Genomic DNA, 22,803 nt, shown 5'->3' on the forward strand with positions numbered 1-22,803 from the left:
CCTCAAGGAGCGTCGATGACTCTCACCGTCCACGAACACTCGGAGTTGATCTCCAAGTACTTGGTGCCGCCATCGTGCCGGTGCGTCACGTCATCGCCCTTCTCCGCCAGCTCGTTCACCAAGGGCTCCCCCAAGGGGCCGCCTTCCGACACCATGAAGTTCCCCGTGCTGCCGAACGAAGAGCAATCGAACGAGTAGCGCAGGTCCCAGTTGTCGGAGACCGTGAACTTGACCGTCGACTTGATGCCGTTCCCCGACTCCGACAGCACGGTCCGTGGCTTGGACGGGGCTTTGTCTGCAGATGCCTCGGACGCGTTGCTTCCTGGCGTGGCTGTGGTGTGGCCGGCCGACTTCTTCTCGCCTCCTGAGGAAACGACGGCGGCTAACACGAGGACGGCCGCGAATACTCCCGCGCTGATTGCACAACCCCCGCATCCCTTCTTCCGCTTGCTGTTCTTCGACTCGTCGGTCGGCTGCTCCGACATGTAGCCCCTCCAGTGATGGTCTTCTGAGTGAGAGGGAGCATCCCAACGTCGTCGTCCGCTGCCAGGCGATCATGGCGAGCAGCCCACGAACGAGTGAACCCTGGCGGCTACCGGGACGGTCGGCTGTGAGCCCCGCGCCTGCCCAGGAACGCGAGGACTCGCTCCCACGCATCCGCGGAGGCGCTCGCGAATTCCTCCTCGCCCAGTTCGAAGAAGCCGTGCGGGGCGCCGGGATAGGTGATGAATTCGTGGTCGTTCCCGGCGGCCGTCAGTGCGTCGTCGAAGGCGGCCACGGTGGTTGCGGGAATGGCCGGGTCGGCGCCTCCCCAGAAGGCGATGATCGGGGCCTTCAGGTCGGCGGCTTCCTGGGTGGGGCCGGGGGAGCCGTTGATGGTGTCCGGGTGGCCGTAGAAACCTATGGATCCGGCGAGTTCGAACTTCGCGGCTGCGGCCCGGAATGCCTGGCGGCCGCCGAAGCAGAAGCCCAGTGCGTAGACATCGGATCCGGTTTCGCTTCGGAGGTGGGCTGCGGCGGCTGTCATATCGGCGTCCAGGCCGGTAGGGGTGAGTCGGCCCAGGTGCTGCATCAGTCCGGGCATCTCGCCGAAGTCCTCGCCGCGATGCCGGTAGTCGGCTCCCGCCGAGCGGCCGAAGTAGTCGATGGCCAGTGCCGTGTGGCCCTGCTCGGCAAGACGGATCGTCAGCTGCTCGTAGAAGTGGGACAGGCCGCGGTTGTCCGGCAGGACCAACACGGCTGATCCGGTGTGGTGTTCGGGGCGGGCGAGGAAGGCGCCGAAGCGCGTGCCGTCCCCGGAGGTGAGGGCGATCGGCTCGGCGGTGGCGACTTCGGTGACCGGCCCTCCGTGGCGCGGGGGTACGGCGTCGGCTTCGTAACACATGACGAACTCCTCGGGTGTGCATCGGACTTCGTCCGGACACGGCGATGCTAGCGAGGAATTCATGGATTTATGACTCACTGTAACTTATGGAAATAAATTCCGGAAGTGTCGATTGATAAAGAAGTCGTTACTTTTGGGCGGTGTCTTCATTGGTGCCTGCTTTCAAGTCCTCCGTTCCGGACGGTCGCGCCCCCGCCCGCGGACGCGGCAGGATGGGCCCGCCCGGGCAGCGCAGCAGGGATCGGTGAGGGAGGCGGGGCATGAGGGGCGGGCTCGTCGGGGTCGTGGCGTTGGGTGTGCTCGTCGGAGCGGCCGGGGAGACGGGAGCCGCCGCAGGGGCCGACGGAGTGGTCGCCTATCGCATGGCCCATGGGGCCCTGGCCGTGCAGGGGGCGGTTGGCAGTGGCACCGAAGGGCCCGTGCTGAAGGCCGGCGAGAGCACGTACATCGACAGCCTTCGGCCCGGGGAGAGGAAGTACTACACCGTCGAACTGGACGCGGAGTCCAGCGCTTTCGTCTCCGCCGTCGCCGCGCCGAAGCCCGGCAGCACCATGGGTGTGCGGGACGGGATCGAGGTCTCGTTACAGACGGCCGACGGCGCCGAGTGCGGTGCCGGGCGGCACCGGTCGTTCCTCTCGGCCGGGGGCGCCTACCCGGTGGCCGACTACGCGGACCGGGTGGTGAGGGCGGGCGGGCCCTGCCGGGCAGCCGGTGCGTACCGGTTCGTGGTGGAGCGCGGCGACGCGAAGGGCGGGGACGACTCCCCGGTGCCGGTCGAGCTGAAGTACGTCACCGAGCGGCCGGAGCAGGGCGGCGGCACAGGCGAGCCCGCCGCACCTCCCGGGTCCGCGGCCGGCAGCTGGAGTTCGCAGGCTCCGTCCAGGCCGTTGCAGGGGGAGGGCGAGGGCGGGGGTGTCGTCGGCGGGACGGGGTTCAACGACGCCGCTGATCTGCGGGCCGGGGTGTGGAGGGACGAGCTGCGGCCGGGCGAGACGCGCTTCTACCGGGTGCCGGTCGACTCCGGCGAACAGCTCTTCGCGGACGCGGAGTTCGGCGCCGCGGACGGTGCGGCTCCGTACGTCGTCAGCGGTGTGCGGATGGGGCTGAGCAACGCCGCCCGCGGATACGTCATGAACAAGACCGGCGGATATCAGGGGAAGCCCGCCGCCCTTTCCCTGGCCACGCCCCCGGCCGCCTACGGTGGTGGCGGCGAGGCAGCCAAGGGCATGCGCTTTGCGGGCTGGTACTACCTCCAGGTGAGTTTGAACCCGAAAGTTCGGCAAACGAGCGTCCCCGTCACCCTCAGGGTCGACGTCGCGAGCGCGCGGCGGGCCGGGCAGAGCAGCGGAAGCGGCGCCGCCGGCGGCGAACAAGCCACCGGGAAGCCCGCCACCCCCACAGGCGGCACCAGCCGCAGCGAACGCCTGCGCATGATCGGCTTCGTGGGCATCGGCACGGGCACCGCCCTGCTGCTCGGGCTCGGCGTGTGGACGCTGGCCACGCGGCGGCGGGACACCCCCTAGGCCTGGACTCACGGGCCGGGGGCCGTCTCGTCCTCTCCGTCGCCGCCCTCCCCGTTCAGCAGGCCCGCCCGCTGGGCCAGCAGGGCCGCCTGGACCCGGCTGCCCACGCGCAGCTTGGTGAGGATCGCGCTGACGTGGTCCTTGACCGTGCCCATGCTCAGATGGAGGCGCACGCCGATGTCGGCGTTCGAGAGCCCGTCCGCGATCAGCACCAGTACCTCCCGCTCGCGGTCGGTGAGCAGGGCGACGCGATCGGCCGCCGCGGCATCGGCGCCGGCCCCCGGCCCCGTACCGGGTCCGAAGACGGAGCGGGACGCCTTCGGGGACAGCACCACGCCCCCGGCGGCGAGCGTGCGCACGAGCTGGGCCAGCTGTTCCGGCTCGGTGTCCTTGAGGAGGAACCCGGCCGCACCGGAGCGCAGCGCCGTCATGACGTACTCGTCGATGTCGAAGGTGGTCAGCATCGCCACTACGGGCGGGTCCGGCAGGCCCCGGATCTGCTCCAGCAGGGTCAGGCCGTCCACGTCCGGCATGCGGATGTCCAGCAGGACGACGTCGGGGCGCTCCCGGAGCACCGCGTCGACGGCCTCCGCGCCGACCGCGGTCGCGACGACCTCGATGTCGTCGGCGGCGCCGAGGATGAGCTGGAAGCCGGAGCGGACCAGCGCCTCGTCGTCCACCACCACTACCCGGATCACGCGCGTCCCGCCTCTCCGGCCTGTGCGCACGCCTGCGTACGCGCTCCTGCATACCTCCAGGATGTCCCGCTGCCGGTTTGGTGTGCGCGCCCGTGCACGTACGGTGCGCATCCGTGTACGCAGAGCCGGTCGGCGGGTGGCAGCCCCGCCGGTCGGCGGGGGTGGACCGGCCATATGCCGGATAGCTGCTGTATTGCCCTATTTCTCAGCCTTGAGGACATGACATCGACCGCCGTCGAGACGGCCCCCGTGGCACCCGACCGCTCCCCGGCCGCCACCCCCGCTCCCGCCCCCGGCGGTACGACACACTCCACAGCGGCTTCGACCGCACCTTCGACCGCACCCTCGGCCGGGCCTTCCGCTCGTCGGCTGGTCGGTGTGGACCTGGCCCGCGGGCTGGCCGTCTTCGGCATGTTCGCGGCCCACATCGGCCCCGACCCCTCCGTCGGCGGCACCACGGGCTTCCTGATGGAGCTGGCGCACGGCCGGGCCTCCGCGCTCTTCGCCTTCCTGGCCGGCTTCTCGATCGTCCTCATGACCGGTCGCCGCACGCCGAAGACGGGCCGGGAGGGCCGTCAGGCCGTCGCCAAGGTCCTGATCCGGGCCGTCATTCTGCTGGTGCTGGGCACCGCGCTCACCCTGATGGGCACCTCGGTCGAGGTGATCCTGGCCTACTACGGCCTCTACTTCGTCCTGGTGCTGCCGCTGTACCGGCTGAGCGCCGGCCCCCTGGCCGTGATCGCCGCGGCCACGGCCCTGGTCCTGCCGCAGGTCGGGTACGTGGTGGCGCAGGCGCTCGAGAACGCTCCGGACGTCCTCGGCCCCCGCCCCTGGGGCGCGGACGGCCTCGCCGACCTGCTGTTCACGGGCAACTACCCCGCCGTGTCCTGGATCCCCTTCGTCGTCGCGGGCATGGCCGTCGCCCGGCTCGACCTGGCCTCGGCGGCGGTGCGGGTGCGGCTGGCCGCGACGGGCGTGGCACTGGCCGTCGTCGGGTACGGCGGCTCCTGGCTGGCCCTGCACCTCGTGCCGGGCGCCGCGGCCGCGATCGCCGACGGCGGCTCCGAGGCATGGCAGTCGGCCTGGTGGTCGGACACGGCGGGCTTCCCGACGGGCGACGAGCCCGCCTGGCTGCTGGTCGCCTCGCCGCACAGCGAAACGACCCTGTCGGTCGTGGGCAACACGGGCGTGGCCATCGCCGTTCTGATCGCGTGCATCGCCGCGGCCGACGCCCTCCCGCGCTTCCGGCGCGCCGCGGGGCCGGTCATCGCGGTGGGCACGATGTCGCTGAGCGCGTACGTGCTCCACATCGCCGCGATGCGGGTCCTGGGCATCGACGACCTGTCCGGCCCGCCGCCGCTGCCGGTGCTGTTCGCCTTCATCACGGGCGTGATGCTGTTCGCGGTGGCGTGGTCGGGCTGTTTCCGGCGCGGGCCGTTCGAGTCGCTGCTGCACGGGGCCACGCGGGTGGCGGAACGGGTGAGGTGAGCGGGGGCCCGCCTCCTGGGCCCCGGCCGCGGACGCCGGACGTCAGACGACCGCAACCTGCACCCCTGCCCGCACCCCCCACCGCTCCATCGCCCCCGCCTCCGCCTCCAGCACGTGCCGTGACCTGAGCCGCGGGGCCCCTACGCGCCCCGGGGGCATCGTGTGCACGGACAGCACCCTCAACTCCCGGTCGAGGTACGCCACATCGATGGCGAACCGCATCCGCAGGGTGTGGACGCTGGTGGCAGGGGTGAGCAGCAGTGCCCCGGTGTACGAGTCGCACCCCAGCAGGCCGCGTGTGCGCCGCCGCAAGGACGCGGCGATCTCCAAGGGGATCATCGTCCCGTCCGGCAGGCGGAGTTGGGCGTTCCCGTCGCAAAGGCGCTGGCGGCGCGGCATGTGGACAGGTTATCCACAGGCACCGGCGGGGATCGGCGATTCTCCGTAACCTCGTTCCATGCACTCGCTGTTGATCGTGGTGTGCGTTCTGTACGGCGCCGTGGCCGGTGTCCTCGTGCCGCGCGTGCGGTATCGGCTGGCTGTGGAGCCGGGGGAGGTGTGGCGGTCGGTGGCGCCGTGCGGGCATCCCGTCGCGCGGTGGGTGGGCGCGGGCCGGTGCGGGGTGTGCGGGGGGCGGTTCGGGCCCGGGGCGGTGTGGCCCGTGGCCGTCACCGCGTTCGTGTGCGGCGCGCTCGCGGCGGCGGTGGGCGGCCGGCCCGAGCTGGCGGTGTGGCTCGCCGCCGTGCCGGTGGGGGTGGTGCTGGCGGCGGTGGACTGGTCGGTGCGGCGGTTGCCGGATGTGCTGACGGTGCCCTTGGGAGTAGGGCTGGCGGGGCTGTTGGGCGTGGCCGCGCTGATACCGGGGGCCGCCGGGTCATGGCGGCGGGCCCTGCTGGGCGCGCTGGTGATGGGGGGTGGGTACTTCGCACTGTTCCTGCTGCATCCGAGCGGGATGGGGTTCGGGGATGTGAAGCTCGCGGTGGGGCTGGGGTGTGCGCTGGGGTGGTACGGGTGGCCGGAGGTGTTCCTGGGGGCGTTCGCCGGTCTGCTGCTGGGGTCGGTGTACGGGCTGGGGCTGATGGCCACCCGGCGGGCGGGGCGCGGTGCGGTGATGGCGCTCGGGCCGTTCATGATCGCGGGAGCGTGGCTCGGGGTGCTGGTGGGGGCCGGGCGGTAGTAATCAGGCAGTCGGGCAGTCGGACAAGTATTGGACTGGTTGATCCAAAAACTGTTACGGTCCGGCCATGGCCCGACCGAGGAAGTTCGACGAGGAGCGGGCGGTCGACGCCGCACTCGAGGCGTTCTGGACCGCCGGGTACGAAGCGACGTCGACCCAGGACCTGTGCGACGTCACCGGCCTGGGCCGGAGCAGCATCTACAACACGTTCAAGAGCAAGCACGACCTCTTCTGCCGTGCCCTCGCGCTCTATATGGAGCGCAGGGCCGCTGCGCTGGTCGAGCTGTTCGAGGGCGACCTGCCCGCCCGCGAGAAGCTCCGCCTGTTCTTCGGGCGGATCCTTGCCGAGGAGGCCGATGGGCCCGGCGACGGCCGTGGCTGTCTGTTCGTCAACACGGCCGTCGAACTGGCCGCGCGCGACGCCGAAGTGGCGCTTGAGCTGGAGCGTGACTACGCGCGCAGGCTCGAAGTGCTCACCGCGGCCCTCGAGTCGGGGCAGCGCGACGGCGACATCGACCCCGCCAAGGACGCCCGCGCACTCGCCCACTTCGTGGTCGCAACCGTCGGCGGCATCCGCGTTTCGGCGCGTGCCGGTGCGGACCGGGCGGCGCTGGAGGGCGTCGCGCGCACCGCTCTCGATGCCATCTGAGCGGTCGGGCAGTCCGGGCGGCCCGGGAGGGGGCGCCGATCCGGTGATCGCCTTCGCATGCCCGTGTTTTGAACCGATCGATACAAAACCTGCAAGAGGACTTGCAGGAGAACTGCAGAAGAACCTTCAAGGGGGAACCCACCGTGCCACGCGCCGTATACGTCCTGGCCCTGGGCATCTTCGCCATGGTGACCAGCGAATTCGTCGTCGCCGGGCTGATGCCGCAGATGGCGGACGGGCTGGACGCCACGATTCCGCAGATCGGCTATCTGATCACCGCGTTCTCGCTGGCCATGGCCCTCGGCGGGCCGGTCCTGTCGGTCGCACTGCTGCGCACGCGGCCCGAGTCCGCCCTGGCGGCGCTGTTCGCGATCTTCCTGGTGGGCAACGTGCTCGCCGCCACGGCCGCCGACTACCCGGTCATGGTGGTGGCCAGAGTGATCACCGGCATCGCCTCGCAGGCGTTCTTCGGGCTCTCCCTCTCCCTCTGCGCCCAGCTCACCCGCCCGGAGGTGCGCGGCCGCGCCACCGCCGTGGCGCTGAACGGGCTGATGCTGGGCACCCTGCTGGGCCTGCCGCTGTCCACGCTGATCGGGGAGCACCTCGGCTGGCGCGCGGCCTTCTGGGCGATCACGGCCCTGACGGCCGTCGCCGCCCTCTGCACCGCCGTCGGCGTGCCCTCGCTCGACTCCGCGGCGGACGGCGGCAGCCTCCGGCAGGAGCTGGGGGCGTTCCGCAATCCCCGGCTCTGGCTCACGCTCTCCACCAGCACCTTCGTCATCGGCGCCACCTTCAGCGCGTTCACGTACCTCAACCCGATCCTCACCGGGATCACCGGCTTCGCCCCCGGCACCGTCCCGCTGCTGCTCATCGCCTACGGCGCCGCCACCGTGGTCGGCAACACCGTCGTCGGCCGGCTCGCCGACCGGTACGCCGTGCGCGTGCTGCTCTGCGGCCTCGTCCTGAACCTGCTCTTCCTGGTGGGCTTCGCGCTGCTGGCCGGTCTCCGGCTCCCGGCCGTCGTCTGCATGCTGGGAATCGGCCTTGTCGGCGTAACGATGAATCCGGCCATGGTCACCCGGGTTCAGCGGACCGGAAATGCCCGTCCGCTCGTCAACACCGTCCACTCCTCGTTCATCGTGTCCGGCGTCGTCATCGCGTCCTCGGTCGGCGGGCTGGCGATAGACGGCTACGGGCTGCGGGCCCCGCTCTGGCTCGGTGCCGCCCTGGCAGTGGCCGGTATCGGCACTCTCGTCCCTGATCTCCGCCGGCGCGCCGCCGCCCGCCGGTCGGCCGCCGCGGGTGTGACGTCAATGACGTCGGTCGTCACGTCAAGGCGATGATGACCGCGAAAAAAACTTTTCGAGGCTGCGAGGAGTGATTTTCCGGCCAGTCGCCGGATGGCCGGTTCCGCGTCGTGGCCCAGTATTCAAGGGCTCTGCGCCCTTCGAAGGGGCCTTGCAGGCGGCCCAGTTCAAGATCATCAAGTGGGTTTCGGGTCAGCACGCCACGCATTGTCACCCTCGCCAATGTGCGAAGGACCCCCTCCGACCGGTTATGGTGGAAACCCCCCCTCGGGCCGGTCCGTATCCCCCCCACGGACCGGCCCGTTTTCTTTCCCCGTGATTACTCTCTGTGTTACTGCGTGTGAGCTACACGAGTTGATCACGGGCCGATCGCGGAACGATCGCGACCGGATTGCGAATGAACCGCACGCGAACCATGCGCGAACCGCGCACGAACTGCGGGCGAACCGCGAGTTGATCTAGGAAGCCCCGCGCGCCGCCCAGATGTTCACGCCCTCCGTGCTCACCGCCAGCGCGTCGATCTCGGCCAGCTCCTCCTTCGTGAGCGCCGGCGCGCCGAGCGCACCGGTGTTCGCCTCCAGCTGGCCCACGCTGGACGCACCGATCAGCGCCGAGGTCATCCGCTCGTCCCGCAGCACCCAGTTCAGCGCGAGTTGGGCCAGCGACTGGCCCCGCCGCTGCGCGATCTCGTTCAGCCCGCGCAGCCGCCGTACGACGTCCTCCGTGAACAGCGCCGGGTCCAGCGACTTGCCCTGCGCCGCGCGGGAGCCCTCCGGGATGCCCCGGAGGTACTTGTCGGTGAGCATGCCCTGGGCCAGCGGCGCGAAGGCGATGCAGCCCATGCCCTCCTCCTCCAGCGTGTCGAGCAGGGCGTCGTCCTCCGTCCAGCGGTTGATCATCGAGTAGGACGGCTGGTGGATCAGCGCGGGCACGCCCATCTCGCGCAGCAGGCGGGCGGCCTCGCGCGTCTGCTGCGCGCTGTACGAGGAGACGCCCACGTACAGCGCCTTGCCCTGCTGTACGGCGGACGCCAGGGCACCCATCGTCTCCTCGAGGGGGGTGTGGGGGTCGAAACGGTGCGAGTAGAAGATGTCGACGTAGTCGACACCCATCCGGCGCAACGAGGCGTCGAGGGATGAGAGCAGGTACTTCCGCGAGCCCCATTCGCCGTACGGGCCGGGGTGCATCAGATAGCCGGCCTTGGTGGAAACCACCATTTCGTCCCGGTAAGGGCGGAAATCCTGAGCGAACAGCTTGCCGAAGTTCAGCTCGGCCGAGCCCGGCGGCGGCCCGTAGTTGTTGGCCAGATCGAAGTGGGTGACGCCCAGGTCGAAGGCGCGCCGCAGGATGGCCCGCTGCGAGTCGAGGGTGCGGTCGTCGCCGAAGTTGTGCCACAGTCCGAGGGAGATGGCGGGCAGCTTGAGTCCGCTGCGGCCCGTACGCCGGTACTCCATGGAGTCGTAGCGCGTTCCGGCCGCGAGGTAGAGCGAGGGATCGGTCATGAGCATCTGACTATCACGGTCCTGTGACGGGCCGAGTTGGGCGCTCGCGACACGCTGGCAGTAGGGTGGCGCCTTCTAGGCGACGCCATGGCATGGAGGGGCAGGAAGAGTGAAGTTGCGCGACCTGGTGTACAGGCTCTACGCACGCCGGGTGGAAGGCCGACTCGACCATGCCCAGGTGCCCAAGCACATCGGGGTCATCCTGGACGGCAACCGCCGCTGGGCGCGGGCCGACGGCCGGACGGCCGCCCAGGGCCACCAGGCGGGTGCCGACAAGATCTCGGAGCTGCTCGGCTGGTGCGACGAGACCGACGTCGAGGTCGTCACGCTCTGGATGCTGTCGACGGACAACCTGGACCGGCCGGCCGAGGAGCTGAACCCGCTGCTCGGCATCATCGAGAACACCGTGCGCGGCCTCGCGGCGGACGGCCGCTGGCGCGTTCACCACGTGGGCACGCTCGATCTGCTTCCGGCCCGGACCCAGTCGGTTCTGAAGGAAGCCGAGCAGAACACGCTCGACCGCAAGGGGATACTGGTCAACGTCGCCGTCGGCTACGGCGGCCGGCAGGAGATCGCGGACGCGGTCCGCTCCCTGGTCCTGGAAGCGGCCGAGAACGGCGTCTCGCACGAGGAACTGGCCGAGACCGTCGATGTCGACGCCATCACGAAGCACTTGTACACGCGCGGCCAGCCCGACCCGGACCTCATCATCCGAACCAGCGGTGAACAGCGGCTGTCCGGCTTCATGCTCTGGCAGAGCGCGCATTCCGAGTACTACTTCTGCGAGGTCTTCTGGCCGGCCTTCCGGAAGGTCGACTTCCTTCGGGCGCTGCGGGATTACGCCGCGCGTCATCGCCGGTACGGGTACTGATCGCCGCTACGGATACTGACGGAACACGGGCCGTCACCATTCCGCTCTGCGCCGGGTCGTCCGTGCGCGACGACTTGACTCCGCAATGCCGCTACGGCTGCTGACGGATCGATCGTTCGACTGCCCGTCGCATATGCCGTTGCATGCTCAAGCGGTGCAGCGGGAATATCCCCTGCAGGCCGACGGTCCGCACCGAGACCGTCGCTCTGCCAGCGGGCGGCATGGGGCCGCCCGCCCGGGAGGCCCTTTGCACCAGGACGACGCCCGTGCGGACCGAGCGGACCGGAGTGCCCGCGCGGCCGTCGCGGCGGGCCGGACGACCGGCGCACCTGGCGGGGCCGGCACCCGGCCCGTTCCCCGCGACCTCGTCGCGCCCTTACCTCTCCCCGAGGGGGTTCGTCCACCCGTGGTGACCAGCAAGAAGCGCCGTGATGGCGACCGGCGCACCTATGTCCTCGACACCAGCGTCCTGCTGGCCGATCCAGGAGCCGTGACCCGCTTCGAGGAGCACGAGGTCGTGCTGCCCGTGGTCGTGGTGACGGAGCTGGAGGCCAAGCGGCACCATCCGGAGCTGGGCTACTTCGCCCGCAAGGCCCTGCGGCTGCTGGACGAGCAGCGCGTGCGGTTCGGCCGGCTGGATGCGCCGATTCCGGTCGGCGAGCTGGGGGGAACGCTCAGGGTCGAGCTGAATCATTCGGATACGGGCATACTGCCCGCCGGTTTCCGCCTCGGCGACAACGACTCGCGCATCCTCGCGGTCGCCCGCAACCTCCAGGCCGAGGGGTACGACGTCACCGTCGTCTCCAAGGACCTCCCGCTGCGCATCAAAGCGTCGGCGGTCGGCCTGCTCGCCGAGGAGTACCGCGCCGAGCTGGCGATCACCGACTCGGGCTGGACGGGCATGGCGGAGCTGACCGTCTCCGCCGCTCAGGTGGACGAACTCTTCGCCGCCGAGCGCACCCACGTCCCCGAGGCCGCCGAACTGCCCGTGCACACCGGCCTGGTGCTGATGTCCGAGCGCGGCAAGGCCCTGGGCCGGGTGGCGGCGGACGGCTCGGTGCGGCTGGTGCGGGGCGACCGGGAGGCGTTCGGCATCCACGGCCGCAGCGCCGAGCAGCGCATTGCGCTGGACCTGCTGCTCGACCCGGAGGTCGGCATCGTCTCGATGGGCGGCCGGGCCGGTACGGGCAAGTCGGCGCTGGCGCTGTGCGCCGGGCTCGAGGCCGTGCTGGAGCGCCGTCAGCACCGCAAGGTGATGGTCTTCCGGCCGCTGTACGCGGTGGGCGGGCAGGAGTTGGGCTACCTGCCGGGCAGCGAGGCCGAGAAGATGAGCCCCTGGGCCCAGGCGGTCTTCGACACCCTCTCGGCGGTGACGACCTCCGAGGTCGTCGAGGAGGTCGTGAGCCGCGGCATGCTCGAGGTGCTGCCGCTCACCCATATCCGGGGCCGCTCGCTGCACGACGCGTTCGTCATCGTCGACGAGGCCCAGTCGCTGGAGCGAAACGTTCTCCTCACCGTGCTGTCGCGGATCGGCGCCAACTCCCGGGTGGTGCTCACCCATGACGTGGCGCAGCGGGACAACCTCCGCGTCGGCCGGTACGACGGTGTGGTCGCCGTCGTCGAGAAGCTGAAGGGGCATCCGCTCTTCTCGCATGTGACGCTGACGCGTTCGGAGCGTTCGCCGATTGCGGCGCTGGTGACCGAAATGCTGGAGGACGGCCGCATCTGACGGAATCCAACGGAATCTGACGGAATCGACGGTGGTGCGACGGCTGGTGGCGCGCGGCGGGCCAAGGAGCTTAGCCGCGCGCCGTTGTGCGTGGCAGCGCTTTCCTCGAAACCGCAGGAGTAAACGGGGTGTGAGCTTTCCCACGTAACCAAGAATTGCTTCGGGGCATTCCGTTCGGGCAGAGTCTGGGTCCTGTCAGGCCCCGCATACGGCACTTGGGCCCCTCGCGGGGCGATGCGGCACACAAAACTGAACAGCGCCGCCGTATGCCGCCCGAGCATCATGCGGACCTCCTTCGCGGGAGGGCCCACCGGGTCAGTGCCTCCCGTGACCAGCCGGTCGCCCGCGCACTCCGCGGCTCCGGTGCTATTGGAGGCCAGCGCCAGGGGCACGATTGCGTCCGCGAGGTCACTCACGCGGGCGATGCTGGAAGGAAACCGTGTGAGCCGGATTTCGGTCCGGGGATTCGCCGTGGCGTCCGCCACCGCGGTCACCACCGTAGGCGCCGTCGTCGGTGTCGCCGCGGGCCACGACCAGGGCACGACCACCGACCGGGTCGAGGCCACCGCCGCCGACACCACGCTCCTCGCGGAGATACCCACCGGGCACGACGTCCAGGCACAGACGGCTTCCCTGCAGCGGCAGGCGGAGACGCAGGCCGACGTGGCGGACACCGCCGCGAAGAAGGACGCCGAGGAGGCCGCGCGCAAGCAGGCCGCCGAGGACGCCACCGCGAAGAAGGAAGCCGCGGACGCCAAGGCCAAGGAAGAGGCCGAGAAGAAGGCGGCCAAGGAGCGCGAGGAGAAGGACGCGGTCGCGAGCCGCTCCGCCACGCGCGACGCCTCGTCCTTCGCCGTCAAGGGCTCGTACTCCGTCGGCGAGGTCCAGGCCATGGCCCGGCAGATGATTCCCGGCGACCAGTTCCAGTGCTTCAGCAACATCGTGAACAACGAGAGCAGCTGGGACTACACGGCCACGAACGCCTCCTCCGGCGCGTACGGCCTCGTCCAGGCGCTGCCCGGCACCAAGATGTCGTCGGCCGGTGCCGACTGGCGCACCAACCCGGCCACCCAGATCAAGTGGGGCCTCAGCTACATGAACGAGCGCTACGGCAGCCCCTGCGGCGCCTGGTCGTTCTGGCAGGCCAACCAGTGGTACTAGGCCGATAACGGCCCACGTGCCCCGCACTTCTTCCAAGACGCCCCCGGTCCGCACGCGGCCGGGGGCGTCTCGGCGTCCCGGGCCAGGTAACGTCGACGAGGATGGCCACGGGGGAGTGGGGGTAGAGGAAGAAGAATGTCCAGATTGCCACGATGGGTCGGTGGCGTGGGTTCGGGGCTGATACGGCTCGCCGAACACCTCGACGCCCGCAAGGCCGCCGCGGAGCGGGACGCCGTGCCCGTGCCCGCGGCCCGGTCTGCGCATGCCCCGGCCCGGGACCACGAACCGGAACCGGCGGCCGTGCCGGCGCCCGTCCCCGTAGCCACGTCCGTATCCGATCCGGTGCCCGCGCCTGCGCCTGCGCCTGTACCCATGCCCGCGCCCGCGGCTCCGCGCCCCGACCCGGTCGACGCCGTCCCCTGGGGCGTGCGGGTGGCCGCGGAGGCGAGCTGGCGGCTGCTGGTGCTGGCCGGCACCGTCTATGTGCTGATGCGGGTCATCAGCTCCGTACGGCTGGTCATGCTGTCGTTCGTCATCGGCCTGCTCATCACGGCGCTGCTCCAGCCGACCGTCGCCTGGCTCAAGCGGCACGGCGTGCCGCGCGGGCTCGCCACCGCCATGACCTTCGTCTCCGGCTGCGTGATCATGGGGCTGGTCGGCTGGTTCGTGGCGTGGCAGGTGACGGAGAACCTGGACGACCTGTCCAAGCAGGTGCAGCACGGCATCACCGAGCTGAAGCGGTGGCTGCTGAACAGCCCGTTCCATGTCAGCCAGGACCAGATCAACAACATCGCCGACAAGCTCAGCGAGGCGATCGGCACCAACACCAAGGACATCACCTCGGCCGGCATAGAGGGCGTCCAGGTCATCATCGAGGTGATGACCGGCATCCTGCTCGCGATGTTCAGCACCCTCTTCCTCCTCTACGACGGCCCCAAGATCTGGGAGTGGCTGCTCAAGCTGGTGCCGGGCGCGGCCCGCGACGGCGTGGCGGGTGCCGGTCCGCGTGCGTGGGCCACGCTCACGGCGTATGTGCGCGGCACGGTGATAGTGGCCATGATCGACGCCATCTGCATCGGCGTCGGGATCTTCTGCCTCGATGTGCCCATGGCCGTCCCGCTGGCGGTCTTCATCTTCCTGTTCGCCTTCATCCCGCTGGTCGGCGCGGTCGTCTCGGGCGCCCTGGCCGTGATCGTGGCGCTGGTCACCAGGGACGTCTTCACCGCGGCGATGGTGCTCGTGGTGGTGCTCGCGGTGCAGCAGATCGAGGGCCATGTGCTGCAGCCCTTCATCCTCGGGCGCGCGGTGCGGGTCCACCCGCTGGCCGTGGTGCTGTCCGTCGCGGCCGGCTCGATGATCGCGGGCATCGGCGGTGCGGTGGTCGCGGTGCCGCTGGTGGCGGTGAGCAATACGGTCGTCGGATACCTGCGGGCGTACGCCAAGGAGGAGGCGGCGCGGAGCGCGGCGGAACAGGCGGCGGCGGAGCAGACCGCTCTGGACCGGGACGGCGCGGCGCGTGGGGGGCCGCCGGATGTGGAAGCGGAGGCGGGTGCGGGAGCGAGGGCGGGGGCCGGGACGCGGGCGGATGCCGCGGCTCCGGTCGCCGCGCCGCCGTCGTCGACGTGATGTCGTAACGCCGTGGTGTCGTGACGCCATGACGAAGAGGGCCCCGACCTTTCGGTCGGGGCCCTCTTCGTGGTGAACCGGATCAGCCGTTCAGCACGGCCTCGGCGTCCAGGGTGGCGCCGACGGCCTGCAGGACGGAGGCGATCTTGAACGCCTCCTGGATCGTCTCGCGGTCCACACCGGCCTTGCGCAGCACCTGCTCGTGCGAGTCGAGGCACATGCCGCAGCCGTTGATGGCGGAGACGGCCAGGGACCACAGCTCGAAGTCGACCTTCTCCACGCCGGGGTTGCCGATGACGTTCATCCGCAGGCCCGCGCGCAGGTTGCCGTACTCCGGGTCCGACAGCAGGTGCCGGGTGCGGTAGTAGACGTTGTTCATCGCCATGATGGCGGCGGCGGACTTGGCGGCGTTGTACGCCTCCGGGGAGAGGTTGGCCTTGGCCTCCGGCTCCAGCTCGCGGAGCACGATCGGCGAGCGGGTCGCGATCGCGCAGGCGAGGACGGTGCCCCACAGCTGCTGCTGGGGCAGGTCGGAGTTGCCGATGACCGAGCCCAGGTTCAGCTTCAGGTCCTTGGCGTAGTCCGGTACCGCGGACTTCAGCTCATCGAGCGCCATGGGGAATCAGCTCACTCGCCGGCGAGGAGCTTGACGGCGTCGAGGGTGTCCTCGCCCTTGTTCCAGTTGCAGGGGCACAGCTCGTCCGTCTGCAGGGCGTCGAGGACCCGCAGGACCTCCTTGGGGTTACGGCCGACGGAGCCGGCGGTCACCATGACGAACTGGATCTCGTTGTTCGGGTCCACGATGAAGACGGCGCGCTGGGCGTAGCCGTCCTCGCCCTCGACGCCGCAGGCCTGCATCAGCTCGTGCTTGGCGTCGGCCAGCATCGGGAAGGGCAGGTCGCGCAGGTCCTTGTGGTCCTTGCGCCAGGCGTGGTGGACGAACTCGGAGTCGCCGGAGACACCGAGGATCTGGGCGTCACGGTCGGCGAACTCGTCGTTCAGCTTGCCGAAGGCCGCGATCTCGGTCGGGCACACGAAGGTGAAGTCCTTGGGCCAGAAGAAGACGACCTTCCACTTGCCCTCGTAGGTCTTGTTGTCGATCTGCGCGAAGGCCTTGTCCGCGTCGAGGTCCACACAGGCGGTCAGGTCGAACTCGGGGAACTTGTCACCGACAGTGAGCACGCGCTCTCCTTGCAACGGAGGAAAGCCCTGTTGATGGGGTTTCCTGCGGGTTGGACGACCACCACAGTGCCATAGGAGGCATTGATAGCGGAAATAGCTAGACTGGGTGATGTTGATCGGAGGTGGTTATCAGTGATGTCGTCGCCCATAGCCAAGGGGCAGCAGCCGGATGCGGGCGGGGGTCCGGCCGCGTGGCCGGGGGCCGCGAAGGTCCCGCCGGCGCGGCCCCGGCAGCCCAGCTTTGCCCAGCTCCGCGCGTTCGCCGCGGTCGCCGAGCACCTGCACTTCCGCGACGCCGCCACCGCCATCGGGATGAGCCAGCCCGCGCTCTCGGGGGCCGTCTCGGCGCTCGAGGAACTGCTCGGAATTCAGCTCCTCGAGCGTACGACGAGAAAGGTGCTGCTCAGTCCCGCGGGTGAGCGGCTCGCTGCCCGGGCCCGTACGGTGCTCGACGCCGTCGGCGATTTCATGGAGGAGGCCGAGGCGGCCCGCGCGCCCTTCACCGGCGTGCTGCGGCTCGGGGTGATCCCCACCGTGGCGCCCTACCTGCTGCCGACCGTGCTGCGCCTGGTCCACGACTCGTATCCGGAACTCGACCTCCAGGTCCACGAGGAGCAGACCTCCTCGCTGCTGGACGGGCTCACCCAGGGGCGGCTCGACCTGCTGCTGCTCGCGGTGCCGCTGGGGGTGCCCGGGGTCACCGAACTGCCGCTCTTCGACGAGGACTTCGTCCTCGTCACACCCTGCGACCACTGGCTGGCCGGGCGCGGCGACATTCCGCGCGCGGCGCTGCGCGAGCTGGACCTGCTGCTGCTGGACGAGGGCCACTGCCTGCGCGACCAGGCCCTCGACATCTGCCGGGAGGCGGGCCGGGTGGAGGGCGCGCCGATGACCACGAGTGCGGCCGGGCTGTCGACGCTGGTGCAGCTGGTGGGGGGCGGGCTCGGGGTCACGCTGCTGCCGCGGACTGCGCTGCGGGTGGAGACGGGGCGGAGCGACGCGCTTGCGACGGGCTATTTCGCGGAGCCTGCGCCGTCGCGGCGCGTTGCGCTGGCGATGCGGGCGGGAGCGGCGCGGCAGGGGGAGTTCGAGGAGTTCGCGAGGGCGCTGCGGGGGGAGTTGGGGCGGTTGCCGGTGCGGATCGTGGAGTGAGGGTTCCTTTCCCCACCCCGCCCCTTCCCGAAACTGGGGCTGCGCCCCAGACCCCGGACCGCGCTGCGCGCGGTGTCCTCAAACGCCGGACGGGCTGAATTTCAGCCGTCTCCCGACTTGCGGGGCCTGCCCCGCCTCCTCATCGTGCCCACATCCTTCGGCAGCCGCCCCGCCTCCGCCAGCGCCTTCCGCAGCAGGAATTCGATCTGCGCATTCGCGCTGCGCAGCTCGTCGTTCGCCCAGCGCGCCAGCGCATCGTGGACCGACGGGTCGAGCCGCAGCAGCACCTGTTTGCGCCGTTGCGGCTGCGACTGCGGGGGCGGGTCCTCCGTCACTGGTAGAGGGTGCCGGCGTTCAGGACGGGCTGCGCGGCCCGGTCACCGCACAGCACCACCATCAGATTGCTCACCATGGCCGCCTTCCGCTCCTCGTCCAGCTCGACGAAGCCCTGCTCGCTGATCCGCTCCAGGGCCTGCTCCACCATGCCCACCGCGCCCTCGACGATCAACTGCCGGGCTGCGACCACTGCGCCCGCCTGCTGCCGCTGGAGCATGGCCGAGGCGATCTCGGGCGCGTAGGCGAGGTGCGTGAAGCGGGATTCGATGATGTGCACGCCGGCCGCCTCGACCCGGGCGTGCAGCTCGCGGGCGAGCGTCTCGGTGATCTCCTCGGCGTTGCCGCGCAGCGACAGCGCGTTCTCGTCGTGCGCGTCATAGGGGTACTCGATGGCGATGTGCCGCACGGCCGCCTCGGTCTGGACGGCGACGAACTCCTGGAAGTCCTCCACCGCGAACATCGCCTGCGCGGTGTCGTCGACCTGCCACACCACGACGGCGGCCAGCTCGATGGGATTGCCGTACGCGTCGTTGACCTTCAGGACGGAGGTCTCGTGGTTGCGGACCCGCGTGGAGACCTTCTCGCGGCTGGTGAAGGGGTTGACCCAGCGCAGCCCCTCGGTGCGGATCGTGCCCCGGTAGCGGCCGAAGAGCTGGACCACGTACGCCTGGCCGGGCGCGACGGTGTTCAGCCCGGACATCGCCACCAGCGAGGCGATGCCGAACAGGATGCCGCCCGCTATCAGCGCGAACCGCAGGCCGTCGGCCAGGTGCACGGCAGCCCCCGTGGCGACGGACCCGGCTCCGGCGAGCAGGCCCAGCAGTCCGAGCAGGAGGGCGAGGCCGCCGGCGATGTCCCCGGCGGGGCGCTCGTGGATGCCGTCCCGGGCCGGGGCGGGCGGAACTTCGGTGACGGTGTCGGCGTCCGATGCGGGTGATGCGGGTGATGCGGACATGGTGGAGCCCCCGTTCTTCCAGTGTCTAGCAAAGTGATAGCACTTTATCGCCCTGTACGGTTTCCCGCACTACGCCGTACCGGGTTCCCGCCACCCGGGGTGCTGTATGTCACGTCCGTTATTGCCGTGATCGATGGGCGTTTGGTGGCAGTTGCGGTGTTAGCTTCATGAGCTGGGTTGGGGGCGGACGGACTGGAGCTACGGGAGAGATGGGCCGAGCGGAAGCGCGACGAGCGCAGAAGAAGGGCACGGGCCCTGACAGGGGCGGAAAAAAGCCCAAGAAGAAAGGCATACGCCGGTTCTTCACCTGGAAGTTGCTGCTCGCCTACTTCATAGGCGTGATTGCCCTGGGCGCGGGCACGTTCTACGCGCTCTACCTGTACGTGGACGTGCCGGGTGAGGGCAACAAGGCGGCCCAGCTGCAGAGCAACGTCTTCAAGTCGGCCGACGGCAAGACCATCGCGCGGGTGGGCCAGGTCAACCGCGAGGAAGTCCCGCTGGAGAAGGTGCCGGAGAACATCCGGAAAGCCGTTGTGGCCGCCGAGAACAAGAACTTCTACACCGACCCCGGCGTCGACCTCAAGGGCACTGCGCGCGGCATCGTCAACACCCTGATGGGCCGTGGCAAGCAGGGTGGCTCCACGATCACCCAGCAGTACGTCAAGAACTACTACCTGGACCAGCGGCAGACCGTCAGCCGCAAGGTCAAGGAACTGATCATCTCGCTGAAGGTCCAGGACAAGCTGTCGAAGGACAAGATCCTCGAGGGCTACCTGAACACCAGCTACTACGGCCGCGGTGCCTACGGCATCCAGGCCGCGTCCCGGGCGTACTACCAGAAGGACGTCGACAAGCTCAGCCTCCAGGAGGGCGCCTACCTGGCCGCCCTGCTCCAGGCGCCAAGCCAGTACGACTGGGCCACCGCCACCGAGGCGGGCAAGGCCAACGCCAAGGCGCGCTGGGGCTACGTCCTGGACAAGATGGTCGAGCAGAAGTGGCTCGACCAGGGCGAGCGGCAGAAGATGCAGTTCGAGGAGCCCGGCAAGCCCCCGGTGGCCGCCGGTCTCGCGGGCCAGAACGGCTACCTGATCGAGGCCGCCAAGCGCGAGATCGTCCGGGATCTGGTGGCGCAGGGCCGCAGCCAGAAGGACGCCGAGCAGGAACTCAACGCCGGCGGCTGGACGATCACCCTCAGCATCGACAACAAGAGGCAGAAGGCCCTGGAGCAGGCGGTCAAGGACAAGCTGACCGACGACCTGGACCCGAAGAGCCGCGAGGTCGACAAGCACGTCCAGGTCGGCGCGGTGTCCGTGGACCCGAAGACGGGCAAGGTCGTGGCCCTCTACGGCGGCCAGGACTTCGTCCAGCACCAGGTGAGCAACGCCACCCGGGCCGACTACCAGCCCGCCTCGACCTTCAAGCCGCTGATCCTGGCCTCGGCCCTGGAGAACGGCTCCAAGACCCAGGACCACAAGCCGATCGCGCCCGGCACGATCTACGACGGCACCAACAAGCGGGCGGTCGTGGGCACCGGCGGCGACGGCTACGCCCCGGAGAACGAGGACGGCTACTCCGACCCCGCGGTCACCGTGCAGAAGGCCATGAACGACTCGGTCAACACGGTCTTCGCGCAGATGGCCGTGGACGTCGGCCTCGAGAAGGTCAAGAAGACGGCCGCCGACCTGGGCATGAAGGCCGACTTCAAGGAGACCCCCGCGATGGCCCTCGGCTCCATGGGCGCCAGCCCCATGGAGATGGCCGGCGTCTACGCCACCCTGGACAACCACGGCAAGAAGGTCACCCCGAGCGTCATCGCATCGGCCACCCACCGGGGCCAGGAGTTCAGCCTCCCCGACCCGATCGGCGACCGCGTGGTCAAGCGCAACACCGCCGACGGCCTCACCTCCGTCCTGACCGGCGTGGTCGACGACGGTACGGCCAACGTGGTGAGCAGCCCGGACTACCAGGTGGCGGGCAAGACCGGCACCGCCGACGAGGACATCTCGGCCTGGTTCACCGGCTACACGCCCGGCCTGGTCACCTCCGTCGGCCTGTTCGGCGAGGACATGGAGAAGAACGGCAAGCAGGTCACCCTGACGAACACGGGTGGCAAGGGCCGCGTCAACGGTGGCACGTACCCGGCGAAGATCTGGGCCGCGTACAACGCGTCCGTCTTCGGCGGCGACGACAAGGCCAAGTTCGACCTGGACACCGAGGACATGGCCGTCCCGGCCGTGCCGCAGAAGCCCGCGGCGAGCGGCACGCCCTCCGTGTCCCCCTCGCGCGGCCCGTCGCCCTCGGCCTCGCAGCACTCGCCGTCCCCGTCGTCGAGCCCGTCGCGGCAGACCCCGTCGGGCGGTCCCACGGCGTCGTCCAAGCCGCCGACGCCGCCCAAGCCGCCGGTGACACCCACACCGACGGGCCCCACGGTCGGTCCGACCGGCGACCCCAGCGGCGGCGGCACCCGGCCCAACGGCGGCGAGAAGCCGCAGCCCTAGGCGCCGCGGACGCCCTGACACGACCGGCCGCTGTCCCTCCCTGTACGGGAGGGACAGCGGCCGGTCCGCGTTCGGGGAGGGCAGGCCCCGGGCCTCAGGCCCCGTTGACCCGGGTGGCGATCCGGTCGCCCAGGTCCTTGTCGATGTTGCGCCAGTACTGCAGCGCGCGGTCCAGCACCGGCCTGCTCACGCCCGCCTTGAGGTGGCCGGACACATTGGAGACCAGCCGCTCGCGCGCGGCGTCGTCCAGGACCTGGCGGACCATCGTCCCGGCCTGGCCCCAGTCGTCGTCCTCGCGGTGCAGCTTGTACGCCTCGCGCACCATCTCGCCGGACGCCGCCCAGCCCGCGATCTCGCCGAACCGCTGGGTGTCGGCCGCCGGGCCGCCGTAGGAGTTGGGCGCGTACGGGCGGGCCGTGTTCGCGGGCTCGTAGCGCATGGGGCCGTCCTTGGCGTACGAGTTCACCACGGAGTGCGGCCGGTTGGGCGGCAGCTGGGTGTAGTTCGGCCCGATGCGGTACCGGTGGGTGTCCGGGTACGAGAAGAGTCGGCCGAGCAGCATCTTGTCGGGGGACGGGCCGATGCCGGGCACCAGGTTGGAGGGCTCGAACGCGGCCTGCTCGATGTGGACGAAGAAATCGTCCGGGTTCCTGTCGAGCGTCATCCGGCCGACCTCGATCAGCGGGTAGTCGCCGTGCGGCCACACCTTGGTGAGGTCGAAGGGGTTGAAGCGGTAGTCGGGCGCGTCCTCGAACGGCATGACCTGGACGTACATGGTCCAGGAGGGCGCGTTGCCGGTCTCGATCGACTGGTACAGATCCTTGCGGTGCACGTCGGGGTCCGTGCCCGCCAGCTCGTCGGCCTCCGCCTGGGTGAGGAAGTCGATGCCCTGGTCGGTCTTGATGTGGTACTTGATCCAGAACTTCTCGCCGCCGCCGTTGACCCACATGTACGTGTGCGAGCTGTAGCCGTTCATGTTCCGCCAGGTCTTCGGGATGCCCCGGTCGCCCATCAGCCAGGTGACCATGTGGGCGGACTCCGGCGAGAGCGTCCAGAAGTCCCACTGCATGTCGTTGTCGCGCAGGCCGTTGTCGGGGCGGCGCTTCTGGGAGCGGATGAAGTCCTGGAACTTCTGCGGGTCGCGGACGAAGAAGATCGGGGTGTTGTTGCCGACGAGATCGTAATTGCCGTGTTCCGTATAGAACTTGAGCGCGAAACCGCGCGGGTCGCGCCAGGTGTCGGGCGACCCCTGCTCGCCGGCCACGGTGGAGAAGCGGGCCAGCATTTCCGTGCGCTTGCCGGGCTGGAAGAGGGCGGCCTTGGTGAACTGGCTGACGTCGTTGGTCACCTGGAAGGTGCCGTAGGCGCCGCCGCCCTTGGCATGGACCACTCGCTCGGGGACCCGTTCGCGGTTGAACTGGGCCATCTTCTCGATCAGGTAGTGGTCCTGGAGGAGGATGGGGCCGGTGTCACCGATGGTGAGCGAGTGCTCGTCGCTCTCCACGGGGATGCCGACGTTGTTCGTGGTGTACGAGGTGCTCTGCGCCGAGTCGGTCATGGGGACG

Annotated in this window: 22 protein-coding genes; 11 read left to right on the forward strand and 11 right to left on the reverse strand. The window is 69.9% G+C overall.

Translation table 11 applies throughout. The features are described from left to right. Nucleotides 1-2: 2 nt before the first annotated feature. Together AC1Z4A_RS20525 and AC1Z4A_RS20530 are read right to left on the reverse strand one after the other, a co-directional pair. On the reverse strand, nt 3-485 hold the full coding sequence (locus AC1Z4A_RS20525) for a hypothetical protein (protein ID WP_483680867.1): 483 nt from the start codon (nt 483-485) through the stop codon (nt 3-5). 107 nt (nt 486-592) lie between these two features. Beyond that, nucleotides 593-1,384 carry a dienelactone hydrolase family protein gene (locus AC1Z4A_RS20530; RefSeq protein ID WP_483680868.1) on the reverse strand — a complete coding sequence of 264 codons (792 nt, stop codon included), beginning with the start codon at nt 1,382-1,384 and terminating at the stop codon, nt 593-595. 260 nt (nt 1,385-1,644) lie between these two features. Here AC1Z4A_RS20530 and AC1Z4A_RS20535 point away from each other — a divergent pair, with 260 nt between their 5' ends. Continuing rightward, the gene (locus AC1Z4A_RS20535) at nt 1,645-2,907 is read left to right on the forward strand and encodes a hypothetical protein (RefSeq protein ID WP_483680869.1); all 1,263 of its coding nucleotides are present in this window, start codon (nt 1,645-1,647) and stop codon (nt 2,905-2,907) included. 8 nt (nt 2,908-2,915) lie between these two features. Here AC1Z4A_RS20535 and AC1Z4A_RS20540 read toward each other — a convergent pair whose 3' ends face one another. Further along, nucleotides 2,916-3,605: a response regulator gene (locus tag AC1Z4A_RS20540; protein WP_483680871.1), complete on the reverse strand. Its 690-nt coding sequence runs from the start codon at nt 3,603-3,605 to the stop codon at nt 2,916-2,918. Nucleotides 3,606-3,824: 219 nt separating this feature from the next. Here AC1Z4A_RS20540 and AC1Z4A_RS20545 point away from each other — a divergent pair, with 219 nt between their 5' ends. Beyond that, complete coding sequence (locus AC1Z4A_RS20545) at nt 3,825-5,093, forward strand: DUF418 domain-containing protein (protein WP_483680872.1); 1,269 nt, start codon at nt 3,825-3,827, stop codon at nt 5,091-5,093. A 42-nt stretch (nt 5,094-5,135) separates the two neighbouring features. Here the strand turns inward: AC1Z4A_RS20545 and AC1Z4A_RS20550 are convergent, their stop codons facing one another. Further along, nucleotides 5,136-5,492 carry a DUF192 domain-containing protein gene (locus AC1Z4A_RS20550; RefSeq protein WP_483680873.1) on the reverse strand — a complete coding sequence of 119 codons (357 nt, stop codon included), beginning with the start codon at nt 5,490-5,492 and terminating at the stop codon, nt 5,136-5,138. Between the two features lie 58 nt (nt 5,493-5,550). On the opposite strand from AC1Z4A_RS20550, the gene AC1Z4A_RS20555 reads away from it, so the two are divergent. The 3 genes from AC1Z4A_RS20555 to AC1Z4A_RS20565 all read left to right on the forward strand — a co-directional run bounded on the left by AC1Z4A_RS20555 (nt 5,551) and on the right by AC1Z4A_RS20565 (nt 8,262). After that, nucleotides 5,551-6,270, forward strand: coding sequence for a prepilin peptidase (locus AC1Z4A_RS20555; protein ID WP_483680875.1), 720 nt, complete (start codon nt 5,551-5,553; stop codon nt 6,268-6,270). Nucleotides 6,271-6,337: 67 nt separating this feature from the next. After that, nucleotides 6,338-6,919 carry a TetR/AcrR family transcriptional regulator gene (locus tag AC1Z4A_RS20560; RefSeq protein ID WP_483680877.1) on the forward strand — a complete coding sequence of 194 codons (582 nt, stop codon included), beginning with the start codon at nt 6,338-6,340 and terminating at the stop codon, nt 6,917-6,919. Between the two features lie 143 nt (nt 6,920-7,062). Next, nucleotides 7,063-8,262, forward strand: coding sequence for an MFS transporter (locus AC1Z4A_RS20565; RefSeq protein WP_483680878.1), 1,200 nt, complete (start codon nt 7,063-7,065; stop codon nt 8,260-8,262). Here the strand turns inward: AC1Z4A_RS20565 and AC1Z4A_RS20570 are convergent. Together AC1Z4A_RS20570 and mgrA are read right to left on the reverse strand one after the other, a co-directional pair. Further along, nucleotides 8,246-8,425 (reverse strand): hypothetical protein, encoded by a 180-nt coding sequence (locus tag AC1Z4A_RS20570; protein WP_483680880.1) that lies wholly within the window; start codon nt 8,423-8,425, stop codon nt 8,246-8,248. The two genes, AC1Z4A_RS20565 and AC1Z4A_RS20570, sit on opposite strands and share 17 nt — an antisense overlap. A gap of 259 nt (nt 8,426-8,684) precedes the next feature. Beyond that, on the reverse strand, nt 8,685-9,728 hold the full coding sequence (gene mgrA / locus AC1Z4A_RS20575; protein WP_483680882.1) for an L-glyceraldehyde 3-phosphate reductase: 1,044 nt from the start codon (nt 9,726-9,728) through the stop codon (nt 8,685-8,687). Nucleotides 9,729-9,837: 109 nt separating this feature from the next. Between mgrA and AC1Z4A_RS20580 the strand changes: the two genes are divergently transcribed. The 4 genes from AC1Z4A_RS20580 (at nt 9,838) to AC1Z4A_RS20595 (ending at nt 15,115) form a co-directional block, all read left to right on the forward strand. Continuing rightward, entirely contained in the window at nt 9,838-10,599 is a 762-nt protein-coding gene (locus tag AC1Z4A_RS20580) for an isoprenyl transferase (protein ID WP_483680884.1), read from the forward strand. 406 nt (nt 10,600-11,005) lie between these two features. Further along, on the forward strand, nt 11,006-12,328 hold the full coding sequence (gene phoH2, locus AC1Z4A_RS20585; protein ID WP_483680886.1) for an RNA 5'-3' helicase PhoH2: 1,323 nt from the start codon (nt 11,006-11,008) through the stop codon (nt 12,326-12,328). Nucleotides 12,329-12,769: 441 nt separating this feature from the next. Next, the gene (locus tag AC1Z4A_RS20590; RefSeq protein WP_483680887.1) at nt 12,770-13,489 is read left to right on the forward strand and encodes an aggregation-promoting factor C-terminal-like domain-containing protein; all 720 of its coding nucleotides are present in this window, start codon (nt 12,770-12,772) and stop codon (nt 13,487-13,489) included. A gap of 135 nt (nt 13,490-13,624) precedes the next feature. Further along, nucleotides 13,625-15,115, forward strand: a complete 1,491-nt coding sequence (locus tag AC1Z4A_RS20595; RefSeq protein ID WP_483680888.1) for an AI-2E family transporter — start codon at nt 13,625-13,627, stop codon at nt 15,113-15,115. An 82-nt stretch (nt 15,116-15,197) separates the two neighbouring features. Here the strand turns inward: AC1Z4A_RS20595 and AC1Z4A_RS20600 are convergent, their stop codons facing one another. Then, nucleotides 15,198-15,731, reverse strand: a complete 534-nt coding sequence (locus AC1Z4A_RS20600; RefSeq protein ID WP_483680890.1) for an alkyl hydroperoxide reductase — start codon at nt 15,729-15,731, stop codon at nt 15,198-15,200. 11 nt (nt 15,732-15,742) lie between these two features. Then, nucleotides 15,743-16,297 (reverse strand): peroxiredoxin, encoded by a 555-nt coding sequence (locus AC1Z4A_RS20605; protein WP_483680892.1) that lies wholly within the window; start codon nt 16,295-16,297, stop codon nt 15,743-15,745. A gap of 135 nt (nt 16,298-16,432) precedes the next feature. Between AC1Z4A_RS20605 and AC1Z4A_RS20610 the strand changes: the two genes are divergently transcribed. After that, nucleotides 16,433-17,449, forward strand: coding sequence for a LysR substrate-binding domain-containing protein (locus tag AC1Z4A_RS20610; protein ID WP_483680894.1), 1,017 nt, complete (start codon nt 16,433-16,435; stop codon nt 17,447-17,449). 101 nt (nt 17,450-17,550) lie between these two features. On the opposite strand, the gene AC1Z4A_RS20615 is transcribed toward AC1Z4A_RS20610, so the two are convergent. Then, a complete protein-coding gene (locus tag AC1Z4A_RS20615) occupies nt 17,551-17,784 on the reverse strand; it encodes a type II toxin-antitoxin system antitoxin (RefSeq protein ID WP_483680895.1) in 234 nt (77 codons plus the stop codon). After that, a complete protein-coding gene (locus tag AC1Z4A_RS20620) occupies nt 17,781-18,740 on the reverse strand; it encodes an SPFH domain-containing protein (RefSeq protein WP_483680897.1) in 960 nt (319 codons plus the stop codon). The genes AC1Z4A_RS20615 and AC1Z4A_RS20620 overlap by 4 nt, the downstream gene beginning before the upstream one ends. 209 nt (nt 18,741-18,949) lie before the next feature. On the opposite strand from AC1Z4A_RS20620, the gene AC1Z4A_RS20625 reads away from it, so the two are divergent. Continuing rightward, a complete protein-coding gene (locus AC1Z4A_RS20625; RefSeq protein WP_483680898.1) occupies nt 18,950-21,238 on the forward strand; it encodes a transglycosylase domain-containing protein in 2,289 nt (762 codons plus the stop codon). 94 nt (nt 21,239-21,332) lie between these two features. On the opposite strand, the gene AC1Z4A_RS20630 is transcribed toward AC1Z4A_RS20625, so the two are convergent. Continuing rightward, nucleotides 21,333-22,796 carry a catalase gene (locus AC1Z4A_RS20630; protein WP_483680899.1) on the reverse strand — a complete coding sequence of 488 codons (1,464 nt, stop codon included), beginning with the start codon at nt 22,794-22,796 and terminating at the stop codon, nt 21,333-21,335. Nucleotides 22,797-22,803 lie beyond the last annotated feature (7 nt).

Source organism: Streptomyces sp. 17_S59, from assembly GCF_056930295.1.

Bases quoted from the DNA above. Each gene is read 5' to 3' on its own strand.
- AC1Z4A_RS20525 (WP_483680867.1), bottom strand. From the start codon at position 485: ATGTCGGAGCAGCCGACCGACGAGTCGAAGAACAGCAAGCGGAAGAAG.
- AC1Z4A_RS20530 (WP_483680868.1), bottom strand. From the start codon at position 1,384: ATGTGTTACGAAGCCGACGCCGTACCCCCGCGCCACGGAGGGCCGGTC.
- AC1Z4A_RS20535 (WP_483680869.1), top strand. From the start codon at position 1,645: ATGAGGGGCGGGCTCGTCGGGGTCGTGGCGTTGGGTGTGCTCGTCGGA.
- AC1Z4A_RS20545 (WP_483680872.1), top strand. From the start codon at position 3,825: ATGACATCGACCGCCGTCGAGACGGCCCCCGTGGCACCCGACCGCTCC.
- AC1Z4A_RS20550 (WP_483680873.1), bottom strand. From the start codon at position 5,492: ATGCCGCGCCGCCAGCGCCTTTGCGACGGGAACGCCCAACTCCGCCTG.
- AC1Z4A_RS20555 (WP_483680875.1), top strand. From the start codon at position 5,551: ATGCACTCGCTGTTGATCGTGGTGTGCGTTCTGTACGGCGCCGTGGCC.
- AC1Z4A_RS20560 (WP_483680877.1), top strand. From the start codon at position 6,338: ATGGCCCGACCGAGGAAGTTCGACGAGGAGCGGGCGGTCGACGCCGCA.
- mgrA (WP_483680882.1), bottom strand. From the start codon at position 9,728: ATGACCGATCCCTCGCTCTACCTCGCGGCCGGAACGCGCTACGACTCC.
- AC1Z4A_RS20595 (WP_483680888.1), top strand. From the start codon at position 13,625: ATGTCCAGATTGCCACGATGGGTCGGTGGCGTGGGTTCGGGGCTGATA.
- AC1Z4A_RS20600 (WP_483680890.1), bottom strand. From the start codon at position 15,731: ATGGCGCTCGATGAGCTGAAGTCCGCGGTACCGGACTACGCCAAGGAC.
- AC1Z4A_RS20610 (WP_483680894.1), top strand. From the start codon at position 16,433: ATGTCGTCGCCCATAGCCAAGGGGCAGCAGCCGGATGCGGGCGGGGGT.
- AC1Z4A_RS20620 (WP_483680897.1), bottom strand. From the start codon at position 18,740: ATGTCCGCATCACCCGCATCACCCGCATCGGACGCCGACACCGTCACC.
- AC1Z4A_RS20625 (WP_483680898.1), top strand. From the start codon at position 18,950: ATGGGCCGAGCGGAAGCGCGACGAGCGCAGAAGAAGGGCACGGGCCCT.
- AC1Z4A_RS20630 (WP_483680899.1), bottom strand. From the start codon at position 22,796: ATGACCGACTCGGCGCAGAGCACCTCGTACACCACGAACAACGTCGGC.